This window comes from Catellatospora sp. IY07-71, from assembly GCF_018326265.1.
Classification (GTDB): Bacteria; Actinomycetota; Actinomycetes; order Mycobacteriales; family Micromonosporaceae; genus Catellatospora.
In genome coordinates this window covers 3,887,356-3,907,895 of record NZ_AP023360.1, presented here as the reverse complement: position 1 = coordinate 3,907,895, position 20,540 = coordinate 3,887,356, and the positions used below count along the sequence as shown (strand labels likewise).

Genomic DNA, 20,540 nt, shown 5'->3' with positions numbered 1-20,540 from the left:
ACCCGTTCGTGGTCAAGGCTCCGCCATGCCGTGCCGGCAGCATGGCGGAGCCTTGACCACGGGCTGGAACCCGCTGCCGGTCAGGCCACGGGGGTCGGCAGCCAGGTGGCCCGGGTCAGGGCTGCCGCGGCGTGCTGCTCGTAGACCGCCGCGGCGAGCCAGGAGCGGGTGAACGCCTCCGCGTCGTCGCCGGTCAGGCGGCCGAACAGATCCCGGGGGCGGTGCCGGGCGGCTAGCGTCAGCTCGGCCAGCAGGTGCGCGCCGAGGTCCAGCCGGGACCGCCGGAGGCGGCGCTCCTCGGTCGCCACGAGCGCGTGCACCGCCCGGCCGCCGGAGACGACCCGCTCCAGGTGCCGCCGCAGCAGCTGCATCGCCGGGTCGCCGGTCGCGGGCGCCCGCACCGCCGTCGCGACGGCGCTGCCGCTCGCGCGCAGCTGGCTGCGGTGCAGCCGGTCGTAGCCCAGGTCGGCGTGGCCGGACCAGGCGTCGGGCAGGCGGAGCGCCTCCCCGGTGCCGGGGGCGACCCCGATCGACAGCGCCGCGACCGTGGCCCGCCGGGCCGGGTCGGGCCGGCCCACCACCAGCAGCTCCAGGCCCTCGGCCGCGCCGAGCAGCCGCAGGTTCTCCCGGTACGCCAGCTCCGGGTGGTCGTCGGCGACGGTGAGCAGCAGGCCCGCCCCGTCGGCGGTCTGCGCGAGCACGGTGTCGCCCGCGCCCGCGCCGATCACCCGTACCGTCAGGAACAGCAGGTCACCACCTGCGGGACGGACGCCGACCGGCACGGCGAGCGCGGCCAGCGCCCGGTCCACCTGCGCGCCGAGCGGCTCGTCCCACAGCCGCCGCAGCGGCTCTTCGGCCCAGCCCGCCCCGGACGCGCGCACCGCACGCACCGACTTGCCCGCGCCGAGCTGGCCCGACTCGGTGGCGGTGCCGCCGGAGACGACCATCCCGGCCCGGGTGAGGGCGCGGTGGGACAGGCCCGCCTCGCCCAGCGCCACCACGGTGTCGCCGGCGCGCGCGGCCCGTTCGGCGCCGCCCGGCGCGATGTCCGCGACCAGCCACAGCCGCCCGTCTCGGTCCACGACGTAGGTGGCGGTGCCCGCGTAGCCCGACTCGGCGACCACGGGCACCGTGCACAGGCCGTACAGGCGCAGGCCCGCCTGGGCGTCGTAGCCGCGCCGGGCCGTGCCGAGCAGCCCGCCCGCCTGCGCCGCGGGCAGCGCCGGATCACGCAGCCGGTGGGCCAGGGTCAGCAGCTCACGCAGGTCGTCTGTCAGCTCGGCCAGCCGGAACTGCGGGCGTGCCTCGCGCAGCGCCTGCAGCCCCGCGGCCACCCGGGTGCCCGCGGCGGCGGCCCGGTGCAGGCCGTGTGCCCGCGCCTCGTGCACGGCCCGCAGCAGCCCGGTCCGCAGCACCAGCCCGCTGCCCGCCGTACCGGCCTCCAGCACGGCCGCCCCGGCCCGCCACAGCCCGTCGGCGGCCCCGCGCTGCCGGTCGGTCAGCACCACCACCGTCGCCTCGGCCGCGTCCTCGACTGTTCCGGCGGCTTCGACGTCCGGGTCACCAGCCTCGGGAGCCGTGTTCTGCAGGACCGCTCCGTCCGCCGTCCCGGGACCGGCCGGGTCGTCGAGGCCGTCGTGCACCGGCGCGAGCGCCAGGACGGCGACCCGGTGCAGGCAGTTCGGAGCCAGCAGGCAGCTGCAGCGGGCGTCGGCGCCGGTGCGCACGACCCCGTCGGTGAGCACCAGCGTGACCACGGTGGCGTCGTCGACGGCGACCGTCACCTGCCCGTCCCCGGCCGTGACCGGCCAGGCGGCGGCCCGGGTGACGGCCTCGTCGACCTTCTTGCGCAGCCGTCCGGGCAGCGCGTCCAGCGTCTCGGCCAGAGCAGGCGCCGTGACCTGCGGCAGCGCCGTCATTTGCGCACCTGCTCCCCGACCCAGCGGGCCAGCTCCAGCGGGCTGAGCGCCGCGATCGGCATGCCGGCCGCGACGAGCTGGCCGGCCGCCGAGACGGAGTAGCGCGGCCGTCCCGCGTCGTCCAGGCTGGCGCAGCCGAGCACGGTCGCGCCCGACTCCACCAGCGCACGCACCTCGGCCAGCAGGCCGCCCATGGAGTACCCCTCCTCGAAGTCGCTGACCAGCACCACCAGCGTCCGGGTCGGCACGGTGACCAGCGAGCGGGCGTGGCGCAGCCCGGCGGCGATGTGCGTGCCGCCGCCGACCTTCACCTCCAGCAGCAGGCTCAGCGGATCGCCGACCCGATCGGTCAGGTCCACCACCTCGGTGGAGAACGCGACGAAGTGCGTGGTCAGCGCGGGCACCCCGGCGAGCACCGAGGCGGTCAGCGCGGACCAGATCACCGACTCCTCCATCGAGCCGGACACGTCGACCACCAGCACCAGCCGCCAGTCCACGCCCCGGCGGGCGCGGGTGCGGAACACCGGGCGCTCCGGGATCACGGTGACCCGCCCGTCGGCGTCGCGGCGGCTGGCGGCCAGGTTGGCGCGCAGCGTCCGGGCCAGGTCGAGCCGCCCGCCCGGCCGCGACGTGGGGCGCGGGGTGGTGAGCCCGTTGAGCGCCGGGCGCAGCGTGGTGGCCAGCTCCCTGGTCAGCTCCGCGACGATCCTGGCCACCAGCGGGCGCAGCCGGGCGACGGTCGCCTCGGGCAGGCCCCCGGCCAGCGACAGCACGTCGCGCAGCAGGTCCATGGACGGGCGGATCGCGTCCGGGTCCAGCTCCAGCGCGGCGTCCAGCCGCCCGGACTCGACGGCCGCGGCCAGCACCTCCTCGCGTACGCCGGGCCCGAACAGCGCGGACAGCTCCTCCGCCCACTCGCGTACACCGGGGAAGGCGGGCTCGCGCCCCCCACCGGGTCCGGTGCGCCCGGTGTCGGCACGGGCTCCCTCACCTCGCCCGCGGCCGTACAGCTCGTCCAGCGCGGTCGCGTACCGCCGCGCCCGCTGCCCGAGTCCCTGCTGATCGCGCCCCAGGATCAGCCGCCACCGATCCGCCGCCGTCAACCCACCCGGCGGCGCCGCCCGCGTGGGCACCGCCTCAAGATCCTGTCGATCTTGCGCGAAGTGTTGCCCTTCCGTCCCTTTAGTGCGTGTCGTCCCCACAGTTCCCGCAAGATCGTTGACAGGTGGGGCGGCGTCGGCGGGGAGGAGGCCGATGTCGATCAGGGCCGCGCGGCCTGCTCGGTCGGCGAGGAGGCGGGCCAGCAGGGAGTCTGGGTCGGCGACGTCGCCGAGGTCGGTGGACAGGCCGCCGAGCCGCTCGTCGATGACGGTGAGCAGCCGGTCGCGCGCTGCGGGGCTGGCCGTGTGGAAGCCGCCGCGCAGCGCGGGCAGCCGGGTCAGGAACGCCTCGTCGGGCAGCGCCTCGATCCGGTCCAGCAGGCCGGTCAGCACGCCCTCGGCGCCCTGCAGCAGCGGCTCGGCGACCGCGAGCAGCCCGCCGAGGTGGCCCTGCAGGTCGCGGCGCGCCTGGTCGGTGGTGGCGGTGTCGACCCAGGACGCGACGCGTATGCCCAGCTCCTCGGCCGTGGTGTGGCCGAGCAGCACCCGCACCGCACCGGCGGCGGCCGCCATCAGCGGGGTGCCCCCGGCGGCGAGCCGGGCCAGCGAGTCGGTCAGCCGCAGCGCCGCCCCGGCCAGGTCGGCGCGCTGGGCGAGCGCGGCCAGCGAGCGCGCGTCCTGCGGGTCCTCGGAGCCGGCCAGGCCGTCGACCTGGCGTACGGCCGCGTCCTCGACCGTCGCGGCGACCCTGGTCACCGCGGCCGGGTCGGGGTCGGGCAGGCCGGGCACGTGGCCCAGCCGCAGCCGGTCGAGCACGGCCAGCGCCGCCATGGCCTCGGTGAGCGAGCCCTGCGCGGGCAGCACCGCGCCGACCTCGTCCAGCCGCTGCCCGGCCAGCACGGTCAGGCCGCAGGCGGCCGCCTCGTGCAGCCCCTCGACGACCTGCGCGGCGGTCGGGCCGCCCGCGACGGCCTCGCGGCGGCGGCGTTCCCGCAGCGCGCCCTCGGCGGCCTGCTCCAGGGTGACCCCGCGCAGCCCGGCCACCTCGACGCCGGCCTCGGTGTGCGGGGTCCACTGCAGCCGCCAGCGCGTGGTGATCGCGTCTACGCCGCCCGCTCCGCCGTCCCCGGCGACCGGTTCGGCGTACCCGATGCCGCACGCGGCCAGCCGCTGCAGCGTGATCTCGCGACGGCGGTCCAGGTCGGAGCGCAGCGGGTCGAGCCGCATGTCCTTGGCCGCGTCGCCGGGGCCGGGCAGGCGCAGCGCGGCGAGCAGCTCGCGCACGGCCGGGCCGAGCCCGGAGCGCGGCGTGCCCGGCGCGAGCCGCCCGCGGGCGTCGCCGACCAGCACCTGCTCCATCGCGGCGGCGACGACCCGGCCGCGGCCGAGCACCTCGCCGTGCGCGAGCACGCTCTGCAGCGCCTCGACCAGCTCGCCGCGGCCGGGCGCGGGCAGGCCGCGCAGCCGAGCCAGGTCGGTGGCCAGGCGTACGGCCTCGCGGGCCTCGGCGGGCCCGGCCGGGTGCCCGGCGGCGCGCACCCGCGCGCACACCGCGACGACGGCGGCCAGCGCGGCGGCCTCGACCCGGGCCGGGTCGCCCGCGGCGTCCAGCACGGACTGCTGCCACTGCGGGTCGCGGATGCCGGCCGGGTAACCGGAGCGGGCGTCGAGCAGGCCGAAGGTGTACGGCACCAGCGAGGTGACCACCTTCGGCGGCGCCTTGGGCACCGGGCTGGCCGGTCCCGCCACGCGCAGGGCCGGGGCGTGGAACGCGCCGACCAGCATCGCGACCCGCTGTCCGGCGTGCGCGGCCAGGCAGCCCCGCATGTACGCCTCGCGCCGCAGGTCCAGCCCCGACACGCCCTCGCCGGTCTCCGCGTCCCGGCGCATGGCCCAGCCGACGAGCAGCGCGGCCCGGCGTACCGCCTCCGGGTCCGCGCCCGGGGCGCGCGCCTCGACCATGCGGTCCCACATGTCCTCGTCGGCGCGGCCGGTGGCGGCGCCCTTGAGCGCCCCGGCCAGCGACAGCCGCTGCCCGGCCGGACCGGCTGCGGCCGGGGTCTCCGGCTCGTGCCAGCCCCGGTCGGCCAGCGGCAGGTCACACGGCACCACGGGCACGCCGTTGCGGGCGGCCCAGCGCACCGCGACCAGCTCTGGCGAGAAGTCCGCGAACGGGTAGAAAGCGGGCCCGCGGTCGCCCACGGCACCGGCCAGCGCGACCGGCGCCGTGGTGCCCGCGTCGGCCAGCCACGGCAGCCACTCCCCCAGCTCGGGCGGCAGCTCCAGCAGCAGCACCTCAGGCGCGGCCGCATCGAGCACCTGCGGCAGCACGACCGACAGCGCGGGCGAGTGGTGCCGCACGCCGATCAGGAACGGCTCGCGCTGCCCCGCCAGCTCGGCGACGGCGACCGCCGGGTCGGCGTCGAGCGCCGCCTCTGCGGCAGCGCCCGACCCGGCCGGGACGGCGAGCGCCGCCACCCCGGTGGGTGTGCCCGGTCCGGCCGGGACGGCGTGCTCCGCCGCCCCGGCCGTGCCCGGCTCAGCCGGCGAGGACATCGCGCAGTTCCCACAGGCGACGCCACAGGCGCGCGCCGTCCTCGGCCCGGCGGCGGACCGCGCCGTCCCAGTAGCCGAGCAGCTTCGCGCCGTCGGAGGGGTCGTCCTTGCGGACCACGCCGAGCAGGTGGCCGGGCAGCAGCGACAGCACGTCGCGGTCGCCGGGGAAGTACGCCTGCGCCAGCCCCAGCGAGGTGGCCACGGCGACCGCCTCGGCGGTGCTCATCACGGTGGACGGGCGCTCCACGTCCCAGCCCTCCACCGAGCGGCCCTCGCGCAGGTCACGGAAGGCCGTGACCAGCGCCTCCAGCACCGCGTCGTCCACTCCGAACGGCGCCTGCACCCGCTCGAGCGCGGCCTTGGCCTGCCGCCCGACCAGCGCGGTCTCCTGCGCCAGGTCGGGGATCGGGCCGACGGTCTCGAAGTTGAAGCGGCGCTTGAGCGCCGCCGACATCTCCGAGACGCCCCGGTCGCGCAGGTTGGCCGTGGCGATCAGGGTGAAGCCGGGCGCGGCGTGCACGGTCGCGCCGTCGGTGCCGGCCAGCTCCGGCACCGCCACGCGGCGGTCGGACAGCAGCGACACCAGCGCGTCCTGTACCTCGGGCAGGCAGCGGGTGATCTCCTCGACCCGGGCGACGGAGCCCGTGCGCATCGCGGACAGGATCGGCGAGGGCACCAGCGCCTGGCTGCTCGGGCCGTGCGCCAGCAGCAGCGCGTAGTTCCAGCCGTAGCGCAGCTGGTCCTCGGTGGTGCCGGCGGTGCCCTGCACGACCAGCTCGCTGGTCCCGCAGACCGCCGCCGACAGCAGCTCGGACAGCATCGACTTGGCCGTGCCGGGCTCGCCGACCAGCAGCAGGCCGCGCTCGCCCGCCAGGGTCACCACGCAGCGCTCGACCAGCGCCCGCTCCCCGACGAACTTCGCCGGGACGGTGAGCTTGTGCGGCAGGCCCTCACGCCGGTCCTCCTTGGCCAGCTCCAGCTCGCGGCCGTCGCTGCCGGTGATGAAGGTGACCACGGCGCGCGGGGTGAGCCGCCAGCCGGGCGGGCGCGGCCCGCCGTCGTACGCGGCCAGGAACGCCAGCTCGGTGGCGTGCGCGTGCTCGGCGGGGTCTACCTGCCGGGCGTGGGGGGTGGTGGTCATCGCGGCCTTCCAGTGACGAGCTCATCGAATCGGGGTCCGTCGCCCTGGGTGATCCTCTCCCAGGCGAGGGTGAACAGCTGCGGCGCGGGGGCGACCGGCAGCACGATGCCGAGACCGGACACGCCCTGTTCGCCACCGATCAGCAGCGGCAGCTTCCAGCGCTCCAGCGGCAGGTGCGGGGCCTTCAGCGCGTGCCAGCCGCCGGGCAGGAACAGGCTGCGCCCGGCGCGGGGCCGCTTGGCCTCCACCACCAGGTCGGTGGCGGTCAGCGCGGCACGGGCGGCCTTGAGCCGAGCGGGCTTCCAGCCGGTCCACATCGCCACGTTGCGGTCGGTCGGATCCGGCAGCGCGAGCAGCTGCAGGTAGAGCACGGCCGCGTCGTCGGTCAGCCCGTGCTCCGCGGCGACCTGCGCCACCAGCTCCGGCGCGGACCGGCTCGGGTCCTGGGCGTAGCCGTCGACGCCGGTGGGCACCGGATAGCCGGCCAGCCGGGCGAGCTGCCCGCCGAGCACGGCCCGCAGCGCGGCGAGGGTGCCCTCGTCATGGCTGTCGAGCCGGGCCTGCACCAGGTGCAGCGCCGGGTCGTCGGCGCCGTCGAGCAGTGCGGTCCGCAGGTGCACGGCGCGGTAGCCGGTGTCGGGCGGCAGGTGCAGCGCGCCCGCGGCGAAGCCGCCGTCGGCCTCGGTCACCGTGGTCCGGCCGGTGGCGTTGAGCAGCGCCTCGGTCTTCTTCTCGGTGACCCAGCCGACGGGCAGGCTCAGCGCCGGGTCGGCCAGCTTGGTGCGGGCCAGCTCGGCCACCCGGGGCAGCGCCGCCCGGATCGGGTCGTCGGCGGGCAGGTGGTACGCCAGCCAGGGCACGCACTTGGCGAGCGCGACGAGGACGTCCTCGTCGTCGACGCCGTCGGCGGTGCCGGCCAGCCACTTGCAGGTGTCCGGGTTGGCGATGCCGTGGATCAGCTCGGAGGCGTTCATCGAGCCGTCCACGTCGGCCTGCGCGATGGCGACGATCAGCTCGTCGCGCACCGGCTCCCGCCGCCCGTGGCGCTCGATCCACGCCTCGGCGAACCGCGCGAGGTCCGGGCCGGTCTCCCACAGCGCGGCCGGGTCGGCGGGCATCAGCCGGGACAGCTGCCTGGCGGTGCCCGCACGGCCGCCCGTGCCGACCCGGCGGGCCGCGGCGGCGGCGATGCCGCCGTCGGGTACGCCGATCTGGTCGCGCAGCGGCTCGGACTCCGCCCGGGTCCAGTTCGCCGAGGGCAGGCCCGCCAGCAGCAGCGCCGCCTCGGCCAGGCTCACCCCGGCGCGCGCGGACAGGTCGGCGACCCGCTCCGGGCGCCACGGCACCGGGCCGCGCTCGGCCAGCAGCGTGGTGAACGCGGCGATCGCGTCCGGGGTGATCCCGCTGAAGTGGTACGCCCGCTCGCGGGTGATGGCATGGCCCGGCACCGCGCCGAACACGCCGTCGGGGGCGTAGTCGAGGGCGGTCAGCTCCTTGTCGTCGGTGTCGACCGACAGCACGAGCAGGCGGCGGTTGCCGACCTGGCGCACGGTGGCGCGCATGCCGTCGGTGACGGGCTGGTCGGACTTCAGCTCGATCCAGCGCAGCCGCCCGCCGGGGGCGAGCAGGCCGCTGCGGGCGATGACCGACAGCAGCTCGGCCAGCGTCTCCCGGTGCTCGGCGTCGGTGAACGGGGCGGCGGCCCGGTACATCGCGGCGGGCAGCACGCCCAGCGCGTCGAACCAGTCGTCGTCGGCGGACAGGTCCAGCTCCCCCGTCGGCTGTTCCGCGCCGGTCAGCGCCGCGCCCACCGCGGTGAGCATGCGGGTGGCGCTGTCGCCGCGCGCGTAGCAGTACGGCATCAGCCCGGACAGGGCGGCGGCCAGGCGGCGGTCCTCGCCCGCGTACGACGGCCCGGTGGGCGTCGGCGCGGCGGCGGCCGCGTTCCCGGCGCAGCTGTCGGCCAGCCCAGCGAGCCGGGTCGCGAGGGTGGCGGCGACCCGCACGATCCCCGCGACGCCCGCGCGCAGCGCCGGCTCGGCGATCGCGGGCAGCTCCCGGGCGACCAGCGTCTCCAGGGCCGCCGTCAGCGCCTCGTCGGTGTCGTCGTCCTCGGACTCCGCTGCCTGCCCGGCCAGGCGGACACCCTCGGCCAGCAGTGCGGCGGCCTGCTCGTCGGTGAGCGCGCGCAGCGCCGCCGAGCCTGCCTCGTCACGCGGGCGCAGCAGATGCCAGAACGCGGGGGTGGGCACCAGGTCGGTGCCGCGCGCGTACTCGCCCGCGTTGGGCAGGCTGTAGTCGCCGGTGAGCCGGCCGTCGGCGTCGTACAGGGACAGGCCGGTGTTGCGCCAGTTGCGGGACTGGGTGACCCCGCTGGTGCGCTCGGCGCCCGGGAAGCGGATCGCCCCGGACAGCTCCCCGCGCCGGGTCGCGCTGCCCGGCATCGTGTACGCGGTGCCGTCCAGCGCCTGGCCGTACTGCGTACCGGTGCCGTCGCGGCGCACCCGCCAGCCGAGCTGCTCACCGTTGTCGCGCACGGACAGCCAGCAGGAGTGGTGCGCGAGGTGCTGGCCGTCGGGCGTGCCGTCCTCGAAGAACGACGGCAGGCTGGCCCGGCCGTGCTCGCCGGTGGCCGGGTCGAACTCGCGGCACACCACCTTGCCGTCCTCGTTGACCAGCACCCAGTAGGCGGAGCCGTCGGTGAAGACCCGCCCGCCGCGGCGCTCGCTCCGGTCGCCCACGTGCAGCGGCCGGGCACCGGCGGTGCGCCCGCCGCCGCTGATCGGCAGCGAGAACGTGTGGTACATCTGGAACGCCTCGTCCGGGACGGTGAACACGTCGTCGGGCGCCCCGGACCAGTAGCCGGAGCGCTCGCGGCCGATGTCCCAGCACACCAGCAGCTGCCGGTCGACGTAGCGGAACACCGTCCGGTACATCCAGCGGCGCTGGTCGGCCGGGATGCGCACGATGTGCTCCAGCTCGACGCCCTGCTCGCCGACGACGAGCACCAGGTCGCCCTGGTTGAGGATGAGGTGCGGCCACTGGTCGGTGACCGAGATGTCGCCGTCGCCGGTCAGCCGCGCGACGGCCTCCTCCAGCGCGGGCCAGCCGAACTCGTCCAGCACGCCCGTGCGCAGCGTGTGCGCCAGCGTGCCCGCCACGTCGTGGCCGAGCAGCCGGGCCATCGCGGCCTCGTTCACGGCGGCGCCCTCCGGGCAGGCGGCCTGGGCGATCTTGTCGAAGTGCCCGCCGAGGGTGGGCAGGCCGTGGCCGTCACGATCGGCCGCGAGCCGCTCCAGCCAGTGGTGCATGGCGGTGCGCAGGCCCGGCACGGCGATCACCTCGCGCACCCGCTCGACCATGCGGTAGCCGGCGTCCAGGTGGTTTTCCACCCCGTTGGCCAGCGCCTTCAGGAACCGGGGGTCGGCGGCGACGGCGACCAGCTCGCGGCGGCCCTCGTGCTCGTCGTTCAGCCAGTTGTTGACGTTGAAGCGCTCGGTGTCCGCCGGGTCGGCCACCGGCACCCCGAGCGCCAGGCAGGCGTCGAGCAGGTCGAGGTCGGTGCCGGAGTTGCGGCGGACCACCGCGACCGGCGTCCCGTCGGCCTTGAGCCGCGGGGCCATCCGCTCCACCAGGGCCAGCAGCTTGGCGCTGCGCTTGCGGTCACGCCAGTAGCGGCGCTGGCGGTGCTCGTCGAAGCGGGCCAGCCAGCCCGCCGGGCCGTCGCTGGGCAGCGCCTCGGCCGGGACGGCGCCGGCGGGCTCGGTCAGCGAGGCGGTCGCCCCGGCCTGCTCCAGCACGCCCAGCCAGGTGTCGTCGGTGCAGTTCTGCGGGAACATGCCCAGCAGGCGGCCGCGCAGGGCCGGGTCGGCCGCGGCGAGCTGCGCCAGCGGCACGCTGTAGGCGGTCCAGAACGACTCGGAGGCGCGGATCAGCGCGGGCGCGGGCAGCAGCTGGGCGAGCACGTCCCGGTCGGCTTCGGCCTGGTCGAGCTTGGCGGCCTTGGCCAGGCGGCGCAGGTCGGTGTGCATCGCCGCGTACGGCGGCAGCCCGCCCAGGGTGCGCTCGACGCACAGGCGCAGGAAGCGCTCGTACGCCTCGGCCGGGGTGCTGCGGGCGGCCAGCTCGCGGGCGTGCTGCGTCAGCGCCTTCGCGGTGAGCGCACCGGCCAGCGCGAACTCCAGGAACACCGCGTGCTGGCGCTCCTCGTCGATGCGCAGCGCGAACACCCGCTCGGCCTCGCGCGCCTTGCCGAACATGGTCGCGGCGTAGCTGGTGCTGTCGGCGGCCAGGAACGCCCGGCCCGCCTCCTCGTAGAAGGTCGGCAGGAAGTGCGGCACGGCGCGGGCGAGCCGCTCGCCGAGAGCGTCGAAGCCCTCCTTGGCGGGGCCGATGCGCGACTTGGCGGTGCGCGCGAACTTCTCGATCTCCTTGACCAGGGCCAGCGCGTGGTGGCCGTTGGCCGGGTCGTGCACCAGCGCCCAGGCCGGGAAGCCGAGCGCCTGCTGGCGCACCAGGCCCACCTCGTTGACCGGAGCGGGCTGCGCGAACCCGAGGAACTCCATGCTCAGGTCCTCGGCGGCGCCCACGGCGGCGGGCACCAGGCGGACCACGGTGCGGCCTTCCAGCACCGGGTGGGCGTACGCCCGCGTGGTGAGCGCGTCGACGGTGTCGTCCTTCGCCACCGGCGTGCCGACGGGCAGGACCGCACCCGCCTCCAGCAAAACCATGTTCTCGGCGACGCTCACGGCTGCTCCTCCTCGTCCTCTTCCTGCTTCACGACGCGGCCGGCGTACAGCGCGGCGGCCATCCGGTTGCCCTCGGACCAGGCCACCGGCCCGATCCCGCCCAGCTCCAGCGCGGTGCCCTTGCGGTCGGTGAAGACCAGGTCCCCGGTCTCGGTCTCGTAGTAGGGATCGTCGGACCCGATCCAGAAGCGGGCCTCGACGGTGACGCCGCCCTCGAACACGCGGCAGACGGCGTTGCCGCCGCGCACCGGGTAGCCCAGCTTGGTGGCGCGGGAGGTGGCGTGGCGCAGCTCGGCGAAGCGGCCGCCGGAGAAGTCGCCCACGCGCCGGGCCTGCGGGTCCAGCCCGGCCGGGCGGACGAAGATCTGCCGGAACAGCTGGTCCACGGACTGCTTCACGCCCAGGTCCGCGGCGAACTCGCGCAGGTCGTCCAGCTCGGCCAGGGTGACCGGATGCGGGATCACCACCCGCTCCGCGGGCAGCCGCACCGTGTCGCCGTCGAGGTTGACCACGCCGATCTGCCCGGCGGAGGCGTCCCGCAGGAAGCCGACCTCGTCCGGGTCGAAGCGGCCCTCGTCGTCGAGCACGCCGACCACCAGGTCGCTGAGCGCCTCGCGCCAGGTCTCGTCGGCCCACACGTCGGCCAGCACGGCGACCGGCACCGGCAGCGAGCGCACCATCCAGCGCTCGATGTCGGCGCGGCACTGCGCCTCGTGCCGGCCCAGCCACTCGGTGAGCTGCCGCAGGCCGACGACGACCGGGTCGTCGCGCAGCGCGGCGGGCACCGTGCGCAGCTCCTTGCCCTTGGCGTTGCGCGCGAGCAGCGCACCGCCGCGCAGGGTGACCGCGTAGCCACCGGACGCCTCCAACCATCCCATGTGGACGGCCCCTTTCCTGTCGAGGACACCGGACGCTAAACCACCGTGCCGACAGTTCGGAAAACGGCTCGTCAGCGCGCCTGCCGGACGAACCCGGCGGGCGGCAAAACCCGGTTGCCGGTGTGGACCGCCCCGTCATCGGGTATAAGCAGCTCAGTAAGGCTTCGACCGGAGTACCGTCGAAGTTCCCGGCGGCGTCGTTTGGGTGTGGGGCGACAGGGAGGCTGCGGTGAAGGGCAGAGCGCTGGTGCTGGGCGGTGGTGGGTTCACCGGCATCGCGTGGGAGCTGGGCATTCTCGCCGGACTGGCCGAGGCCGGCGTCGACCTGAGCACGGCCGACCTGCTCATCGGCACCTCGGCCGGGTCGGTGGTCGGCTCGCTGCTGGCCTCCGAACCGAGCCTGGAGGAGCGTTACCAGACCCAGCTGGAGGACCCGATCGACGAGGTCGCGGCCCGGCTGACCACGCGCACGCTGCTCGCGTACGGGTGGGCGATGCTGCGCAGCCGCGCGCCGGAGCAGTACCGGGCCCGGCTGGGCGCGCTGGCGCTGGCCGCCGCGTCGATGACCCCGGAGGAGCGCAAGGCGGTCATCGCCTCGCGGCTGCCGGTCGCCGAGTGGCCGGACCAGCCGCTGCTGATCACCGCCTCGGACGCGCACACGGGCGAGTTCACCGTGTTCACCCGCGAGAGCGGGGTGGAGCTGATCGACGCGGTCGCGGCCAGCTGCGCCGTGCCGGGGGTATGGCCGCCGGCGGCGGTCAACGGGCACCGGTACATCGACGGCGGTATGCGCTCGGCGACCAACGCGGACCTGGCCGACGGGCACGAGCGGGTGATCATCATCGCCCCGGTGACGGCCGGCGGCGGGCTCATCACCAGCGCCGCCCGGCACGCCGAGCAGCTGCGCGCGAACGGGGCGCGGGTCACCCTCGTCAGCCCGGACCGCGACTCGCGCGCCGCGATCGGGCGCAACATGCTGGATCCGTCGCGGCGGGCCGGTTCGGCACGGGCGGGGCGGGCGCAGTCGGCGCGGATCATCGAGACGGTCGGCGCGGTGTGGTCCTGACAGTCCGGTCAGGATCTTTACAGCCGCTGCCGAGCATGCCCCGAGGAAGTGACCGCCGTCTAAGAGAAATGGCCGCGACCTGCATGGCGACAGTGTGATCGCACTCTCGCAAACATGTTCCGGGCGGAGTGGCCAAAGCGCGCCGGTAGCGCTATGCTCGATCGTGACGCCCGTCTTGGCGACTTCCCCCGTGGTTGCCAAGACGGGCGCTTTATGTTTTCCACCAGCCGTTTCCCGTACTCGGCGTCCACTGTGGACGTAAGGGTGCGCACCGCGAATCGGGTCACGCCGGGCGGGCGCGATCTCGTCGGCCGGGTCGGGTAGTGTGCCGCGCGGCGAGGCTGTAGCGCAGAGGTCGTCGCGCCTTGACTGCAAGCTGGAGGACGTCGGTTCGAATCCGACCGGTCTCGCCGCCTGAGCCGACCTGGGGAGGGTGCATGCCGCCGAGCAGCACGGACGTGCCGGCGGTGCGCGTGCCCGCGGCGCCCTCCCCCGGCCCGGTCAGTGCGTCCGATGTGGAGACGTGCCTGCGGGTGCTGGCCGCGGCCGCCGAGGGCGGGCTCGACGAGCAGGCCACGCTGGCGGTGGAGCGGGCCGTCACCGCGGCCCACCGCGGCGGCAAGAAGCGGCGCAAGGCCGACCGTTCGGCCCGCCGCGAGGAGCAGGACCGGCGGCTGCTGGCCGCCGCCACCCGCTTCCACGACGAGATCCCGTCGCCCGCTCTCGCCCTGCCCGCCGGGGACGCTCCCGCCGCGCGCCCACTGCTGCACCGGCCGCGCCGCTGCTACGTGTGCAAGGAGCCGTTCCGGCAGGTCGACACCGACTACCACCAGCTGTGCCCGGACTGCGCCGCGGAGAACCGGGCCCGCCGCGACGCCCGCTGCGACCTCACCGGCCGGCACGCGGTGGTCACCGGCGGCCGCGTGAAAATCGGCTTCCACACCGCGCTGAAGCTGCTGCGCGATGGGGCCGAGGTGCTGGTCACCACGCGTTTCCCGCGTGACGCGGCGCGCCGCTTCGCGCAGGTTCCCGACTTCGCGCACTGGTCCGGCCGGCTGCATGTGCACGGTGTCGACTTTCTCGACCTGGCTGCGGTGCTCGACCTGGTCGAGGTGGTCGGCCGCCGCTGGGGCCACCTCGACATCCTGGTCAACAACGCCGCCCAGACCCTGCACCGGCCCCCGGCGTACCACCGCGAGGTGCGCGCGGCCGAGTCGCTGCCGCTGGCCGGCCCGGCGGCGGCGGTCGGGGTCTCCGCGGCCCGCTCCGGCGCGGAGACCGCGCTGGTGCTGCCGGACCTCGCGCAGGCGCTGTTCCCGGCCGGGCGCACCGACGAAACGGGCCAGCCGCTGGACCTGCGCGACGTCAACAGCTGGACGCTGCACGCCGCGGACGTCAGCCCGCGGGAGTGGCTGGAGGTGCACGTGGTGAACGCGTTCGTGCCGTTCCTGCTGACCTCGCGGCTGCGGCCGCTGCTGGCCGCCGCGCCCCATCCGGTGCGGCACGTGGTGCAGGTGTCGGCGATGGAGGGCAGCTTCTCCCGGGCCAACAAGACCGAGCGCCACCCGCACACCAACATGGCCAAGGCCGGGCTCAACATGCTGACCCGCACCCTGGCCGCCGACTTCCACGGCGACGGCATCCTGATGAACAGCGTGGACACCGGCTGGGTCACCGACGAGCGCCCCCACCCGGACAAGCAGGCCCAGCGCGCGGCCGGTTTCCGCCCACCGCTGGACGTGATCGACGGCGCCGCGCGGGTGTACGACCCGATCGTGCGCGCCGAGCGCGGCGACCCGGTGCACGGGGCGTTTCTCAAGGACTACCGGGAGACCGCATGGTGACCGAGCCGGAGCCGAACCCGGTGCGCTGCCCCGCCATCGCCCACCCGGAGGCGGGCCTGGCCGACCCCGCCGACTTCGACGCGCTGCTGGCCCGGCTGGCCGAGCCCGCCGCGGTCGCCGGCACCGAGGACTACCCGCGCGGCACGCTGCAGCCCGACGGCCGGCTGGACCTGTGCAAGCAGGGCCTGGGCCCGCTGGCCGCGGCCCGGATCGTGCAGGCGGCGGTGCGCTTCCCGCACGCCAGCCACCTGCTGCTGGGCACCAACGGCCTGGGCAGCGACGGCGCCCGCGCGGTGGCCGACGCGCTCGCCCCCGGCCACCACGTGCGCACGGTCTACCTGGGCTGCAACCGCATCGACGCCGAGGGCGCGGGCGCGCTGGCCGACCGGCTCGCGGGCGACGGCACGGTGCGGGCGCTGTGGCTCAAGCGCAACCCGATCGGCGACGCGGGCGTGTCCCGGCTGTGCGCGGCGCTGGCCGCCAACACCACGCTGCGCACCCTGGACCTGGTCAACACCGGCCTCACCCGGCACGGCCTGGCCGAGCTGGCCGGCACCCTCGCCGCCCGGCCCGCCCCGCTGGAGCGGCTGTTCCTGGGCGGCAACGGGCTGCGGCCCGACGCGGTGCCCGCGCTGGCCGCGATCGCCCGCGAGGGCCGCGTACGCGAGATCTACCTGGCCGCCAACCACCTCGGCGACACCGGTGCGGCGGCGCTGGCCGAGGCCGTCGAGGGGCTGCCGATGACGCTCGGGCTGGGCGGCAACGGCCTCACCCCGGCCGGGGCCGCCGCGCTGGCCGCCCGGCTGTCCGCCTGGCACGCCCTCGACCTGGCCCGCCCGCCGTCGGAGCGGGCACTGGGCGCGCTGCCCAACACCGTCGGCGACGAGGGCGCGGCGGCGCTGGCGGCGGCCCTGCCCGGCAGCCGCCTGCACCGGCTGGACCTGCGCTTCACCGGCATCGGCGGGCGCGGCGCGAAGCTGCTGCTGGCCGCGCTGACCGACGACCTGCCGCTGCGCTACCTCGGCATCAACGGCGGCGTGCCGCGGCGGCTGCGGCGGCTGGCCGGCGCCACCCTCGGCCCCGCCGAGGCGCCCCACCCCGACATCAGCGCGATCGCGAGCGTATACCGATGACCGAGTCCGCCGAACTGTCCACCTGGCACCGGGTACGCCGCTTCGCGGTGCCCGGCCGGATGATCGCCGAGGCCACCGCGCGGCGCGAGGCCGGTGACTGGCAGGGAGCCTGTGCCGCCGCCCGCGTCGACACCGACGTGGACCTCGCGGCCGTCCGCGCCCGGCACGGCACCGAGACGGCCGAGCGCATCGCCGGCGAGCTGTCCGCGTTCGCCCCCGACCTGCTGCGCTGGCACCTGCCCCGGGCGCTGGGCGGGCGCACGAGCCTCGCCACCGGGGTGACGTTCACGCTCGCGCCGCGCGTCGAGCGGGTCACCCCCGACACCGTGGCGCTGCAGGTCGAGCTGCCCAAGACGGTGGACGGCTCGCAGCGGCTGCGGCTGACGGTCGTGCAGCTGCGCGACCTGGCCCCGCTCGAACTGCCGGGCTACCTGTGGGACGCCGGCGAGGCGGCGGGGCTGCGGCAGGCGTACGGCGGCAGCGCATCCCGGCTGCCCTTCCTCACCGCGGACGGGACACCGGTGCCGGTGGACGCCTACGCCGCCGCCGTCGGCGACGACCTGCCCGCCCGCGCCGAGCGGGCCGCGGCGCGGCAGGCCGCGGGCGATCTGGCCGGGGCGTGGCGCGAGGCCGGGATGGACCTGGACGAGACGCTGCCGGATGCGCGCTACAGCTACTACCAGGTCACCCGGGAGCTGGTGCTGGCCAAGCGGCTGCACCTGATCGCGCTGGCTCCGGCGGCCCGCGAGCTCGCCCGGCGCCACCGCGCCGAGAACGTGCTGCTCTCCGCGGACTGGCGGGTCGGATTCCTGTTCACCCCGGACGGCGACACCATGCGGGTCCGGATGACCGGCGACAACCACCTCCGGTCGGACACCCGTTCGCTGGCCGAGCCCGTCCACCGCGTACCCCCGGATCTGGAGCTGCTGCGCGCGGGGCTGCTCACGCCCGCCGAGCTGCACCCGCTGGTCCGTGCGGCGCTGTTTCCCGAGGCCGCGCCCGAGCCGGCCGCACCGCGCCGCCCGGGGTTCGGGCCGGTGCGGGTGCGCTGCCGGGGCGACTGGCACCGGGTCGACAACAGCGGCGGGCGGCTGGTGCCGCTGGACCACACCGCCGAAGAGGTGCAGCGCGAGCAGACGCTGCGCGCGCTGGGCGGCAAGGTGGCCGGCTGCTTCGCCGCCGAGCAGGGCTGGCACGACGGGAAGACCCGGCTGCCGCGTGAGCTGCAGGCGCAGCGCCGCGAGCTGATGCAGACCATCCTGCACGGCGACACGGACACGCTGCTGGAGCTGCTCGACGCGGGGCTGGACCCGTTCGTGCGCGACGGCCGCGGCTCGACGCTGCTGCACCTGCTGCGCTGCCTCGACCACGAGCGGCTGCTGCCCCGGCTGCTGGCGGCGGGCCTGCCGGTCGACGCCCGCGACCACCGGCAGCGCACCCCGCTGCACGTCGCCGTCGGCTGGGTGGGCACGCCGTCGCTGGTGCGGGCGCTGCTGGAGGCGGGCGCCGACCCGGCGGCCGAGGACGACAACGGCACCTCGGTCGCCGAGCTGATCGAGTACAAGGCCATGGACTACTACGAGGGCTCCGAGGACGACGAGCCCAACCCGGACCTGGCCCTGATCAAGAAGTACGTGGACGAACGGATCCAGGCATGACCGCACCGCACGACCCGCTGGCCGCCGCCGACGAGCTGATCGCGGCCACCCGCGCCTGGCGCAGCGAACCCGCCGCCGACCCGCGCGTGGAGGCGCTGGCGCTGGCCGTGTCGGCGAACCTGCCGGTGCTGCTGTGGGGCGAGCCGGGCATCGGCAAGTCCGCGTCGCTGCAGCAGCTGGCGGCCGGGCTGGGCGTGCCGCTCGAGACGGTCATCGCCAGCGTGCACGAGCCGTCCGACTTCGCCGGGCTGCCCATCGTCGGCGACGATCCGGCGCGCGACGGCGTGCCGATGGCGCCCCCGGACTGGGCCGTGCGCCTGGCCCGCACCGGCCGTGGCCTGCTGTTCTTCGACGAGCTGTCGTCGGCGCCGCCCGCGGTGCAGGCGGCGCTGCTGCGGGTGGTGCTGGAGCGGCGCATCGGCAGCCTGGAGCTGCCGCCGTCGATCCGCATCGTGGCCGCGGCGAACCCGCCCGCCAGCGCCGCCGACGGCTGGCACCTGAGCCCGCCGCTGGCCAACCGGTTCGTGCACCTGCACTGGACGCACGACCCGCGCACCGTCGCCCGGGGCCTGGCCGGGACCTGGCCCGCGATCGAGGTGCCCACGGTGCACCCGTCCCGGATGCCCGGTGCGGTGGCCCGCGCCCGGGGCACCATCGCCGGTTTCCTGACCGCCCGGCCCGGCCTGGTGCACCACCTGCCCGCCGACGCCGACAGCCGGGGCGGCGCCTGGCCGTCGCCGCGCAGCTGGGAGATGGCGCTGCGGCTGCTGGCGTTCCACCTCGCCACCGACACCGGCCGGGATGCGCTGGCCACCGCGCTCATCGGCGCGGTCGGCGACGGGGCGGGGCTGGAGATCAGCACGTACCTGGAGGAGCTGGACCTGCCCGACCCGGAGCGGGTGCTGGCCGATCCGGACGCGTTCGCGCTGCCCGAGCGCGGGGACCGGCAGCTCGCCTTCCTCACCGCCGTGGTCGCGGCCGTGCAGGGGCGGACCACGCAGCAGCGCTGGGACGCGGGCTGGGTGGTGCTGGCCAAGGCCGTCGACGCGGGCGTGCCCGACGTCGCCGCCCGCGCCGCGCTGGACCTGGCCGCGCTGCGCGACACGAACTGGCCGGTGCCGCCCGCGATCGACGCGTTCGTCGAGGTGCTGAGCCTGTCCGGGATGCTCCCGGCGGCGCGATGACGGCCGTGCCGGACCGCCCGGCGGGCGGGGAGGTCCCGCTGGACCGGACGAAGCTGCTGGCGGCGCGCTTCCGGGCGGCGGGCGAGCGGCCGTACCTGGCCAGCGCGCTCTACAGCCTGACCATCGTGCCCAGCGACCGGGTGCCGACGATGGGCGTGGACCGGCACTGGCGCTGCTACGTCTCAGCGCGCTTCGTCGCGGAGACGCCCGTCGAGCAGCTCGCCGGGGTGTGGATCCACGAGGTGGCGCACCTGCTGCGCGACCATCATGGCCGGGCCGACCGGCTCACCGCCGAGCAGCGCGCCGACCACCACCGGCTCAACATCGCGCAGGACTGCGAGATCAACGACGACCTGATCGCGGACGGCCTGCCGCTGCCCGAGGGCCGGCTGGAGCCGTCCCGGTACGGCCTGCCCACCGGCGGCCTGTTCGAGCAGTACCTGGCGTCGATCCCGCCGACCCCGCGCTGCCGCGGCGTGTGCGGCGCGGGTGGGAAGGGTCAGGGCGGGCAGAACGGCGAGCCGTGCGACTGCCCGCCGGTGGAGTGCGGGTCCGGCGCGCACGGGCATCAGCGGCCGTGGGAACAGGACGGCGCAGGCCCGGCCGCGGTGCGCGGCGTGGAGGCCGACGCGATCCGGCGGCAGACCGCGCAGGCGATGCGCGCCCACGCGCGCAGCCGGGGCAAGGTGCCCGCGGGCTGGCAGCGCTGGGCCGAGCAGATCCTCGAACCGACGGTCGACTGGCGGCAGGCGCTGGCGGGGGCGGTGCGCGAGGCGGCGGCCTGGGCGGGCGGCGCGGTGGACTACACGTACCAGCGGCCCTCCCGCCGGGGTGCGGCGCTGCCCCGGGTGGTGCTGCCGAGCCTGCGCCGCCCGCTGCCCCGGGTCGCCATCGTGATCGACACGTCCGGCTCGATGTCCGACGACGACCTGGCCGCGGTGCTGGCCGAGGTGGGCGGCGTGCTGCGGGCGGTGGGCGTACGCGGCAACCGCGTCGCGGTGCTGGCCTGCGACGCCGACGTGCACGCGGCGCGGCGGGTGTCCACGGTCGGCGAGGTGGTGCTGGCGGGCGGCGGGGGCACCGACATGCGGGTCGGCATCAGCGCCGCGCTGGCCGTGCCGGAGCCGCCGCACTTCGTCATCGTGCTGACCGACGGGTACACCCCGTGGCCGGCGTCGGCGCTCTCCCGTACCCGCATCATCGCAGGTCTGGTGGGGTCTGACCCGCCGATGCCACCGTCCTGGATCGAGTCGATCCCGATCTCGATCACTTCCGGCAAAACGTGAGCTCCGTCCAGTGAAGAGTGCTTTCGT

Annotated in this window: 11 protein-coding genes and 1 tRNA gene; 7 read left to right on the top strand and 5 right to left on the bottom strand. The window is 76.3% G+C overall.

The features are described from left to right. Positions 1-80: 80 nt before the first annotated feature. Genes CS0771_RS17495 through CS0771_RS17475 form a run of 5 tightly spaced genes read right to left on the bottom strand, consistent with a single transcriptional unit; the run spans position 81 to position 12,342 of the window. Positions 81-1,919: a hypothetical protein gene (locus CS0771_RS17495; RefSeq protein WP_212841982.1), complete on the bottom strand. Its 1,839-nt coding sequence runs from the start codon at positions 1,917-1,919 to the stop codon at positions 81-83. Further along, a complete protein-coding gene (locus tag CS0771_RS17490; RefSeq protein ID WP_212841981.1) occupies positions 1,916-5,575 on the bottom strand; it encodes a DUF5682 family protein in 3,660 nt (1,219 codons plus the stop codon). The genes CS0771_RS17495 and CS0771_RS17490 overlap by 4 nt, the downstream gene beginning before the upstream one ends. Further along, positions 5,559-6,716, bottom strand: coding sequence for an AAA family ATPase (locus CS0771_RS17485; RefSeq protein WP_212841980.1), 1,158 nt, complete (start codon positions 6,714-6,716; stop codon positions 5,559-5,561). Before CS0771_RS17485 ends, CS0771_RS17490 begins: the two co-directional genes overlap by 17 nt. Then, complete coding sequence (locus CS0771_RS17480) at positions 6,713-11,464, bottom strand: hypothetical protein (protein ID WP_212841979.1); 4,752 nt, start codon at positions 11,462-11,464, stop codon at positions 6,713-6,715. The genes CS0771_RS17485 and CS0771_RS17480 overlap by 4 nt, the downstream gene beginning before the upstream one ends. After that, complete coding sequence (locus CS0771_RS17475; protein ID WP_212841978.1) at positions 11,461-12,342, bottom strand: DUF4132 domain-containing protein; 882 nt, start codon at positions 12,340-12,342, stop codon at positions 11,461-11,463. Before CS0771_RS17475 ends, CS0771_RS17480 begins: the two co-directional genes overlap by 4 nt. A gap of 229 nt (positions 12,343-12,571) precedes the next feature. On the opposite strand from CS0771_RS17475, the gene CS0771_RS17470 reads away from it, so the two are divergent. The 7 genes from CS0771_RS17470 to CS0771_RS17440 all read left to right on the top strand — a co-directional run bounded on the left by CS0771_RS17470 (position 12,572) and on the right by CS0771_RS17440 (position 20,513). Beyond that, a complete protein-coding gene (locus CS0771_RS17470; RefSeq protein ID WP_212841977.1) occupies positions 12,572-13,408 on the top strand; it encodes a patatin-like phospholipase family protein in 837 nt (278 codons plus the stop codon). Between the two features lie 337 nt (positions 13,409-13,745). Continuing rightward, a tRNA-Cys gene (locus CS0771_RS17465) sits at positions 13,746-13,818 on the top strand. 27 nt (positions 13,819-13,845) lie between these two features. Further along, a complete protein-coding gene (locus CS0771_RS17460) occupies positions 13,846-15,252 on the top strand; it encodes an SDR family NAD(P)-dependent oxidoreductase (RefSeq protein ID WP_212841976.1) in 1,407 nt (468 codons plus the stop codon). Then, a complete protein-coding gene (locus CS0771_RS17455; RefSeq protein ID WP_212841975.1) occupies positions 15,246-16,385 on the top strand; it encodes a gala protein in 1,140 nt (379 codons plus the stop codon). Before CS0771_RS17460 ends, CS0771_RS17455 begins: the two co-directional genes overlap by 7 nt. Further along, positions 16,382-18,043 (top strand): ankyrin repeat domain-containing protein, encoded by a 1,662-nt coding sequence (locus CS0771_RS17450; RefSeq protein ID WP_212841974.1) that lies wholly within the window; start codon positions 16,382-16,384, stop codon positions 18,041-18,043. The genes CS0771_RS17455 and CS0771_RS17450 overlap by 4 nt, the downstream gene beginning before the upstream one ends. Beyond that, positions 18,040-19,227, top strand: coding sequence for an AAA family ATPase (locus tag CS0771_RS17445; RefSeq protein WP_212841973.1), 1,188 nt, complete (start codon positions 18,040-18,042; stop codon positions 19,225-19,227). Before CS0771_RS17450 ends, CS0771_RS17445 begins: the two co-directional genes overlap by 4 nt. Next, entirely contained in the window at positions 19,224-20,513 is a 1,290-nt protein-coding gene (locus CS0771_RS17440; RefSeq protein WP_212841972.1) for a VWA-like domain-containing protein, read from the top strand. The genes CS0771_RS17445 and CS0771_RS17440 overlap by 4 nt, the downstream gene beginning before the upstream one ends. Positions 20,514-20,540 lie beyond the last annotated feature (27 nt).

What these genes read in the sequence shown, in the direction of transcription:
- CS0771_RS17495 (WP_212841982.1), bottom strand. Translation starts at nt 1,919, where the DNA reads ATGACGGCGCTGCCGCAGGTCACGGCGCCTGCTCTGGCCGAGACGCTG.
- CS0771_RS17490 (WP_212841981.1), bottom strand. Translation starts at nt 5,575, where the DNA reads ATGTCCTCGCCGGCTGAGCCGGGCACGGCCGGGGCGGCGGAGCACGCC.
- CS0771_RS17485 (WP_212841980.1), bottom strand. Translation starts at nt 6,716, where the DNA reads ATGACCACCACCCCCCACGCCCGGCAGGTAGACCCCGCCGAGCACGCG.
- CS0771_RS17475 (WP_212841978.1), bottom strand. Translation starts at nt 12,342, where the DNA reads ATGGGATGGTTGGAGGCGTCCGGTGGCTACGCGGTCACCCTGCGCGGC.
- CS0771_RS17460 (WP_212841976.1), top strand. Translation starts at nt 13,846, where the DNA reads ATGCCGCCGAGCAGCACGGACGTGCCGGCGGTGCGCGTGCCCGCGGCG.
- CS0771_RS17455 (WP_212841975.1), top strand. Translation starts at nt 15,246, where the DNA reads ATGGTGACCGAGCCGGAGCCGAACCCGGTGCGCTGCCCCGCCATCGCC.
- CS0771_RS17450 (WP_212841974.1), top strand. Translation starts at nt 16,382, where the DNA reads ATGACCGAGTCCGCCGAACTGTCCACCTGGCACCGGGTACGCCGCTTC.
- CS0771_RS17445 (WP_212841973.1), top strand. Translation starts at nt 18,040, where the DNA reads ATGACCGCACCGCACGACCCGCTGGCCGCCGCCGACGAGCTGATCGCG.
- CS0771_RS17440 (WP_212841972.1), top strand. Translation starts at nt 19,224, where the DNA reads ATGACGGCCGTGCCGGACCGCCCGGCGGGCGGGGAGGTCCCGCTGGAC.